Source organism: Caulobacter sp. FG7 (genome assembly GCF_057808875.1).
This window is the reverse complement of sequence record NZ_JBMDIW010000022.1, coordinates 79,918-88,508: the sequence shown is the minus strand read 5'-3', so window position 1 is coordinate 88,508 and position 8,591 is coordinate 79,918. Positions and strand designations below refer to the sequence as shown.

At 67.5% G+C, this 8,591-nt stretch carries 9 protein-coding genes; 8 read left to right on the top strand and 1 reads right to left on the bottom strand.

From position 1 onward, the window contains the following. The first annotated feature begins 116 nt into the window (after positions 1-116). The 7 genes from ACODR1_RS17985 (at position 117) to pnp (ending at position 7,183) form a co-directional block, all read left to right on the top strand. A complete protein-coding gene (locus tag ACODR1_RS17985) occupies positions 117-575 on the top strand; it encodes a MaoC family dehydratase (protein ID WP_488881679.1) in 459 nt (152 codons plus the stop codon). Between the two features lie 62 nt (positions 576-637). After that, entirely contained in the window at positions 638-2,044 is a 1,407-nt protein-coding gene (locus ACODR1_RS17980) for a serine hydrolase domain-containing protein (RefSeq protein WP_488881678.1), read from the top strand. Between the two features lie 23 nt (positions 2,045-2,067). Further along, positions 2,068-2,850 (top strand): dienelactone hydrolase family protein, encoded by a 783-nt coding sequence (locus ACODR1_RS17975; protein ID WP_488881677.1) that lies wholly within the window; start codon positions 2,068-2,070, stop codon positions 2,848-2,850. A 244-nt stretch (positions 2,851-3,094) separates the two neighbouring features. After that, on the top strand, positions 3,095-3,562 hold the full coding sequence (gene rbfA / locus ACODR1_RS17970) for a 30S ribosome-binding factor RbfA (RefSeq protein ID WP_488881676.1): 468 nt from the start codon (positions 3,095-3,097) through the stop codon (positions 3,560-3,562). Positions 3,563-3,565: 3 nt separating this feature from the next. Beyond that, entirely contained in the window at positions 3,566-4,498 is a 933-nt protein-coding gene (gene truB / locus ACODR1_RS17965) for a tRNA pseudouridine(55) synthase TruB (RefSeq protein ID WP_488881675.1), read from the top strand. Between the two features lie 14 nt (positions 4,499-4,512). Continuing rightward, the gene (rpsO, locus tag ACODR1_RS17960; RefSeq protein ID WP_058348691.1) at positions 4,513-4,782 is read left to right on the top strand and encodes a 30S ribosomal protein S15; all 270 of its coding nucleotides are present in this window, start codon (positions 4,513-4,515) and stop codon (positions 4,780-4,782) included. A 250-nt stretch (positions 4,783-5,032) separates the two neighbouring features. Next, complete coding sequence (gene pnp / locus ACODR1_RS17955) at positions 5,033-7,183, top strand: polyribonucleotide nucleotidyltransferase (RefSeq protein ID WP_488881674.1); 2,151 nt, start codon at positions 5,033-5,035, stop codon at positions 7,181-7,183. Between the two features lie 206 nt (positions 7,184-7,389). Here pnp and ACODR1_RS17950 read toward each other — a convergent pair whose 3' ends face one another. Next, on the bottom strand, positions 7,390-7,986 hold the full coding sequence (locus tag ACODR1_RS17950; RefSeq protein ID WP_488881673.1) for a YqgE/AlgH family protein: 597 nt from the start codon (positions 7,984-7,986) through the stop codon (positions 7,390-7,392). A gap of 108 nt (positions 7,987-8,094) precedes the next feature. On the opposite strand from ACODR1_RS17950, the gene ACODR1_RS17945 reads away from it, so the two are divergent. After that, positions 8,095-8,577, top strand: coding sequence for a peroxiredoxin (locus ACODR1_RS17945; RefSeq protein ID WP_101716445.1), 483 nt, complete (start codon positions 8,095-8,097; stop codon positions 8,575-8,577). Positions 8,578-8,591: the final 14 nt, after the last annotated feature.

Sequence of the window (8,591 nt, the reverse complement as noted above, 5' to 3'; positions counted from 1 at the left end):
TCGTCAGGCTCATAACCTGAAGGTCACAGGTTCAAATCCTGTCCCCGCACCCAAAATCTTCTACGTAAAGCCCTCAGCCCAAAGCTGGGGGCTTTCGTCGTTCTCGGGATCAGCTCATGACCGACCGCTACCTGGACGACCTGACGGTCGGCGAGACCTGGACCGGCCAGCCGTTCGTGTTGTCGCAGGCCGAGATCCTCGATTTCGCCCGCGCCTACGATCCCCAACCGATGCATGTGGATGTCGAGGCCGCCGCGACCGGCCGGTTCGGCGGCATCATCGCCAGCGGCTGGCACGTGGCCTCGCGGGTGATGCGCGAATATGTCGACACCGCCCCGTTCGGCGCCACGCCGATGCTGGGCGTCCGCATCGACGAGCTCTGCTGGCTCAAGCCCGTGCGCCCCGGCGACGCCCTGAGCGTCCATCGCGAGGTGGTCGAGGTCACGCGCTCGCGCTCCAAGCCCGACCGCGGGACGATCCGCACCTTCACCCGGGTGACCAACCAGCATGGCGAGCCGGTGCTGACCTTCTTCAACCTGATCCAGATGCCGGCCCACGCGGGCGTGACCTTGTAAGGCGCCTTGCCTTCGCGCCCGGCTCGCCCTCAGTCTGCGGGCCTTGCAATTGGGGGCATCGCATGCGGCGACGGACGGTTCTGGCGGGCGGCGTGCTTGTCTCCGGCCTATTGGCGCTGACCCTGGCCGGGGCGTCCGCCGCGCTCGCCGCGCCGCTCTCCGCCGATGAGGCGCGCCAGGTCGACGCCATCGCCGCCGAGGTGCTGGCCGCCACCGGCGCGCCCTCGGCCTCGGTGGCCATCGTCGAGGACGGCGAGCCCGCCTACGCCAAGGCCTATGGCCTGGCGCGGCTGTCGCCGGCCGTTCCGGCCACCACGTCCACCCGCTACGGCATCGCGTCGGTCAGCAAGCAGTTCACCGCCGCGGCCGTGCTGCTGCTGGTCGAGGACGGAAAGGTCTCGCTGGACGATCCGGTCGGCAGGTACGTGCCTGGCCTGACCGACGGCGACAAGATCACCCTGCGCCAGGTGCTGTCGCACACAGCCGGCTATCGCGATTACTGGCCGCAGGATTTCGTGTTCGAGGCCATGCGCGCGCCGACCACGCAGCAGAAGATCCTCGACGGCTGGGCGCGGGTCCCGCTGGACTATCCGCCCGGGGAGCAGTGGCGCTATTCCAACACCGGCTTCGTCGTCGCCGGCTTGGTGGTCGAGAAGGTTTCGGGTGAGCCGCTGTTTGCGTTCCTCAAGCGGCGGATCTTCGATCCCTTGGGCATGAGCGGCGTCACCGAGGACGACAGCAGGGCGCTGTCGCCGCCCGACGCCGGCCACTACACCCGCTATGGCCTGGGGCCCGTGGTCCCGGCCGACAAGGAAGGTCCTGGCTGGCTGTTCGGCGCGGCCGAACTGGCCATGTCGCCGTCGGATCTGGCGCGCTGGAACCGGGCGATGATCCGCCGAGAGTTGCTGAAGCCCTCATCGTGGGAAGCGATGACCACCTCCGTAGACCTGTCGAGCGGGGCTCCCGCCGGCTATGGCCTGGGCGTCTCGGTCAAGGTGCGCGACGGGGTCACCAGCATCAGCCACGGCGGCATGCTGTCGGGCGTCCTGACCAGCAACACCGTCTGGCCGAGCGAGAAGCGGGCCGTGACCGTGGTCGCCAACGCCGATTTCGGCGAGCCGCAGACGGCCATCTCGCAACGGATCGCCTTTCTTCTGCGGCCCTCGACGGGACCGGCGGCGACGGCGCGGGCCCTGGTCGCCCAGCTGCAGGCGGGCGCGATCGACCCGGCCCTGCTGACGGCCAACGGCAAGGCCTGGTTCACGGCCGCGCGCCTTTCCGACTTCGAGCGAAGCCTTTCCCCGCTTGGACCTTTGCGCATGCTCGATGGCCAGGGCGTCCAAGTGCGCGGCGGCATGACCTGGCATGGTTTCGACGCGACCTTCGGCGCGCGGACCCTGTCGGTGTCGATGCGGCTGACGCCGGACGGCAAGGTCGAGCAGTTTCTGATCGGGCCGAAGGCGAGCTGACGCGGACGGGCGGGGGCAGGGCGATGGGCGACGTGTTCGAAGGGTTTTCCCGCTTCGAGTTCAACGACGGCCGCTGGACCCGGCCGGTCTGGCGCCTGGGGACGGGCCCGGCGGTCATCGTCATCCACGAGATCCCTGGCCTGCATCCGGCGGTGCTGGATTTCGCCCGCGACGTCGCCGCCGCCGGCATGACCGTCTTCTGCCCCAGCCTGTTCGGCGAGCCGGGCAAGGACGTGACCAAGCGATACATCGACGCCACCACCCTCCGCCTGGCTTGCGTGCGGCGCGAGTTCGCGATCTGGCGCGGCGGACGGTCCAGTCCCGTGGTCGACTGGTTGAAGGCCCTGGCTCGCCAGGCCCACGCCGAATGCGGCGGCAAGGGCGTCGGCGCGGTGGGCATGTGCTTCACCGGCGGTTTCGCCCTGGCGATGATGACCGAGCCGTCGGTGGTGGCGCCGGTGCTGGCCGAGCCGTCGCTGCCGGTGTTCGACAAGGGCGGGCTCGACGCCTCGCCGGCCGAGATCGCCTGCGCGAAGGCGCGCTTCGAGGCCGAGGACCTGTCGCTGATCGCCCTGCGCTACAAGTCCGACCGCCATGTGCGCGACGCCCGCTTCGCGACCCTGAAGGCGCAGTTCGGCGAGCGGGCCGAGCTGATCGAGCTCGATGACGCCGACGCCAACGACTACCGCGTGATCCCGCCGCATTCGGTGCTGACCCTGCATCTCGATCGCGACCGCCCGGACGGGGCGGGGATGGCGGCGGCGCGGCGGGTGGTGGAGTTCTTCAAGGAGCGGACCGGGGCGTGAAGCCAGATCCTCTACCCGAAGGGGGGGGCGAAGGGCCGGAGGGGCAAGGGGCGGGCGACGTTCAGCACGCTCCCGCCTTCGAAATCACGTCCCCCTCCGTCGGCTTCGCCGACACCTCCCCCTTCAGGGGGAGGATCGTTTGGCTGGACTTTTCCACCTCGCACGCCTAGACACCGCGCCTTCGATTTTCCCCCGCGCTACCGGCGTTCGATCCGCCGGCCGGGCTGCAAAGGCTATCCGCGCCATGAAGCGCCATTCCGAAAAATCCAAGAGCGGGCCCGTGGGTCCGTCGCAGCGCCAGCTCCGCGCCGGCGAACTGATCCGCCACGCCCTGGTCGACATCCTCCGGGAAGAGGAGTTGCAGGACGAGGCCCTGACGGGCGTCACCATCACCGTCTCCGAAGTGCGCATGAGCCCCGACCTGCGGCACGCCGTCTGCTTCGTCGAGCCGCTGGGCGCGGGCCTGGCCGGGCAGGCCGCCGGCCAGAACGTCGACGAGATCATCAAGGGCCTGAACCGCGTGGCCAAGTTCCTGCGCGGGCGTCTGGGCCGGTCGATCGACATGAAGTTCACGCCGGACCTGAAGTTCCTCCACGACGAGAGCTTCGGCACGGCCGCCTATATGGACAAGCTGTTCCTCGACCCGCGCGTGCGCCAGGACACCGAGCGCCGCCTGTCCGACGTGGCCGGCGACGAAGACGAGGACAACTGAGCCATGGCGCGCCGCAAGAAGGGCGACGCCGTCTCGGGCTGGGTGTGCCTGGACAAGCCCTACGACCTGACTTCGACGAGCGCGGTCTCCCGCGTGCGCCGGGCGTTCAACGCCCAGAAGGCCGGCCACGCCGGCACGCTGGACCCGCTGGCCACCGGCATCCTGCCGCTGGCGCTGGGCGAGGCGACCAAGACCGTCCCGTTCCTGATGGACGCCGACAAGGCCTATCGCTTCACCATCGAGTGGGGTCGCAACACCACCACGCTGGACCGCGAGGGCGAGACGACGGCGTCGTCCGACGTGCGTCCGGCGCTCGAGGCTGTCGAGGCGGCTCTTCCCGCCTTCATCGGCGAGGTCGACCAGGTTCCGCCGAACTATTCGGCCATCAAGGTCGACGGCGAACGGGCCTACGATCTGGCCCGCGACGGGGTGGAGTTCGAGCTCCAGACCCGCAAGGTGACGATCCACGCCCTGCGCGTGCTGTCGGTCCCCGACGCCGATCACGTCGAGCTGGAGATGGAATGCGCCAAGGGCACCTACGTGCGCGCCGTGGTCCGCGACCTGGCGACCGCGCTCGGAGCCTGTGGACATGTCAGCCAGCTTCGCCGCACGCGGGTCGGCCAGTTCACCGAGGGCTCGGCGATAAGTCTGGAAACTCTAGAGAATTTGGGCTATGAGGCCCGACTGTCGGAGGCATTGCTTCCGGTCGAGACCGCGCTGGACGACATCCCGGCGTTGGCCGTGACCGACGAAGACGCCTTCCGGCTTGCGCAAGGACGCGCCATCGTTCTGCTACCCAGGCAGGTGGAGACGCTGAAAGCCGAGCTTACGCCCGGCGATCGCACCGTTTCCGCCATGTCCGGAGAACGCCTGGTGGCCTTGTGCGAGATGCGCGCCGGAAAGCTCAATCCGGTGCGGGTCTTCCAACTCACCTGAGCGGAGACAGCCCGATGTCGATCACTGCCGAGCGCAAGAGCGCTCTCATCGCCGAACACGCCCGCACCGAGGGTGACACCGGCAGCGCTGAAGTCCAGGTCGCGATCCTCTCGGAGCGCATCTCGAACCTGACCGAGCACTTCAAGACCCACAAGAAGGACAACCACAGCCGTCGTGGCCTGCTGAAGCTGGTTTCCCAGCGTCGCCGTCTCCTCGACCACCTGAAGAAGTCCGACGAAGGCCGTTACGCGGCTCTCATCGAGAAGCTGGGTCTGCGCCGCTAAGGCGCATTTCCGCCGCCTTACCCCGGTAAGGCGGCGGAACGCTATTTGGGGTCAGCCATCTCGAGACAGGCCGAGGTGGAGGATCCGAGGGTTTCGCTCCTCACGGGGCGGCGCCCAGTACGTGCGAGGGTTCACGTCCTCAAACCCCCGCCTGTCGCATTAGGATGAGGATCATCGGGCCGGCTCCATTGGCCGTCCGCCCCTGTCCACGCCCGACGGGAATCCGCCCGCGGGAACCGAAAGAAGATAAATGTTCGATATCAAGCGCAAGACGATCGAGTGGGGCGGCAAGACGCTCGTCCTCGAAACCGGTCGCATCGCCCGTCAAGCCGACGGCGCTGTCCTGGCCACCATGGGCGAAACCGTCGTCCTGGCCACCGCCGTGTTCGCCAAGAAGGCGAAGCCCGGCCAAGATTTCTTCCCGCTGACGGTCAACTACCAGGAAAAGACCTTCGCGGCCGGCAAGATCCCGGGCGGCTACTTCAAGCGTGAAGGCCGTCCGTCGGAAAAGGAGACCCTGGTCTCCCGCCTGATCGACCGTCCGATCCGCCCGCTGTTCGTCAAGGGCTTCAAGAACGAAGTCCAGGTCGTCGTGACCGTGCTGCAGCACGACCTCGAGAACGATCCCGACATCATCGGCATGGTCGCCGCCTCGGCCGCCCTGACCCTGTCAGGCGCCCCGTTCATGGGCCCGATCGGCGCGGCTCGCGTCGGCTGGGTGAACGGCGAGTACGTGCTGAACCCGACGCTCGACGAGCTGAAGGAAAGCGCGATGGATCTGGTCGTGGCCGGCACCGCCGACGCCGTGATGATGGTCGAAAGCGAAATCAAGGAACTCTCGGAAGAGATCGTCCTGGGCGGCGTCAACTTCGCGCACCAGCAGATGCAGGCCGTGATCGACGGCATCATCGACCTGGCCGAACACGCCGCCAAGGAGCCGTTCGACTTCCAACCGGAAGACACCGACGCCCTGAAGGCCGAAGTGAAGAACGCCGTCGGCCAGGACTTGGCTGACGCCTACAAGATCCAGGCCAAGGGCGAGCGCGTCGCCGCCCTGGGCGCCGCCAAGGCCAAGGCCATCGAGACCTTCGCCAAGAGCGAAGCCAAGCCGGACGGCATCGACCCGCTGAAGCTGGTCTCGGTGTTCAAGGAACTGGAAGCCGACATCGTTCGTCGTTCGATCCTCGACACCGGCATCCGCATCGACGGCCGCACCGTCGACAAGGTCCGTCCGATCCTGGGCGAAGTCGGCATCCTGCCGCGCACCCACGGTTCGGCCCTGTTCACCCGCGGCGAGACCCAGGCGATCGTGGTCGCCACCCTGGGCACCGGCGACGACGAGCAGTTCATCGACGCCCTGGAAGGCACCTACAAGGAATCCTTCCTGCTGCACTACAACTTCCCGCCCTACTCGGTCGGTGAGACGGGCCGCATGGGCTCGCCGGGCCGCCGCGAAATCGGCCACGGCAAGCTGGCCTGGCGCGCCCTGCGCCCGATGCTGCCGGCCAAGGAAGACTTCCCCTACACCATCCGTCTGGTCTCCGAGATCACCGAGTCGAACGGCTCGTCCTCGATGGCCACGGTCTGCGGTTCGTCGCTGGCCATGATGGACGCCGGCGTTCCGCTGGTGCGTCCGGTGTCGGGCATCGCCATGGGCCTGATCCTCGAAAAGGACGGCTTCGCCGTTCTGTCCGACATCCTGGGCGACGAAGATCACCTGGGCGACATGGACTTCAAGGTGGCCGGCACCAGCGAAGGCCTGACCTCGCTGCAGATGGACATCAAGATCGCCGGCATCACGCCCGCGATCATGGAGCAGGCCCTGGCTCAAGCTAAGGATGGCCGCGCGCACATCCTCGGCGAGATGAACAAGGCCATGGAAGCGCCGCGTGAAGACGTCGGCGAGTTCGCTCCGAAGATCGAAACCATCACCATCCCGACCGACAAGATCCGTGAAGTGATCGGCACCGGCGGCAAGGTGATCCGCGAGATCGTCGCCACCACCGGCGCCAAGGTCGACATCAACGACGAAGGCACCGTGAAGGTCTCGGCCTCGGACGGCGCCAAGATCAAGGCCGCGATCGACTGGATCAAGTCGATCACGCAGGAAGCTGAAGTCGGCGCGATCTACGACGGCAAGGTCGTCAAGGTCGTCGATTTCGGCGCCTTCGTGAACTTCTTCGGCGCCAAGGACGGCCTCGTCCACGTCAGCCAGATCAGCAACGAACGCGTCGCCAAGCCGTCGGACGTTCTGAAGGAAGGCCAGATGGTCAAGGTGAAGCTCCTGGGCTTCGACGACCGCGGCAAGACCAAGCTGTCGATGAAGGTCGTCGACCAGACGACGGGTGAAGACCTGTCGAAGAAGGCCGAAGTGACCCCGGAGGAAGCCGTCAACACCTGATGACGGCTTTCAGGGCGACCTGAAAATGCAGCGGGCGGCTCCGAAAGGGGCCGCCCGTTTTGCTTTGATCCTCCCCCTCTGGGGGAGGTGGCGCGAAGCGCCGGAGGGGGGCGGTTTCAGCTTCCACTGCGTAGGGACCGCTATTCCCCCCCCCCCCCCCCCACCGATCGCTGCGCGATCGCCTCCCCACAGGGGGAGGACTAAGCTCAGGCCCGTCCCGCCTGGGCCGACAGGTGATCGGCGGTGATGCCGATCTTGGCCAGGGCGCGGGTCCACTTGCTCTCGTGGTCGTCGCCGAACAGCAGGGTCTCGTCGGCGTCGCAGATGAGCCAGACGTTGTCACGCAGCTCCTGCTCCAGCTGGCCGGGTCCCCAGCCGGAGTAGCCGAGGGCCAGGATGGCGCGGCGGGGCCTATGGATGCGGCTGCCCAGGGCGTCCAGGGCGTCGCGGGTGACGGTCAGGGCCAGGCCGTCGGCCACCGGGGCGGTGGAATCCGGCGAGACGTAGTCGTCGGTGTGCAGCACGAAGCCGCGCTCGCGCTCGACCGGGCCGCCCAGCATCACCAGATCGCTGGGCGCGCGCACCTCCGGGTCGACGCCCAGCTTGTCGAGCAGTTCGTACACCGTCAGGCCCTCGACCGGGCGGTTGACCGCCAGGCCCATGGCCTGCTCGTCGTCGTGCGAGCACAGATAGACCACGGCGCGCTCGAAGCGCGGATCCTCGATGCCGGGCATGGCCACCAGGAGCCGGCCGGTCAGGAATTGGCCCTCGCCGTCGAGGGGGGCGGTCTCGGGAGCGTCCATCTGTTGAGGATCGGCACACAACGCGTCGGTTTCAAGTCAAACCACGTTATTGGCGAACCGATCCGGACGCTTTATCTCCGGACGGCCCTTTCAGCACAGGATCACACCATGGCGATCAAGGTTGGCGACACGCTTCCGGCGGCCACTTTCATGACCAGCACGGCCGAAGGCCCCGCTCCGGTCACCTCCGACGAACTCTTCAAGGGCAAGACCGTCGCCCTCTTCGCCGTCCCCGGCGCGTTCACCCCGACCTGCTCGGCCAAGCACCTGCCGGGCTTCAAGGAAAAGGCCGCCGAACTGAAGGCCAAGGGCGTCGACACGATCGCCTGCATCTCGGTCAACGACGTCTTCGTGATGAAGGCCTGGGGCGCCGACCAGGGCATTTCGGGCGAAGTGCTGCTGCTGGCCGACGGCAACGGCGACTTCACCCGCGCCATCGGCCTGGACTTCGACGGCAGCAAGTTCGGCATGGGCTCGCGCTCGCAGCGCTACTCGCTGATCGCCAAGGACGGCGTGGTCGAGACGCTGAACGTCGAGGAAGCCGGCGAATTCAAGGTCTCGTCGGCCGACTACATGCTGGGCCAGCTGTAAGCAGGCTCCGGCCT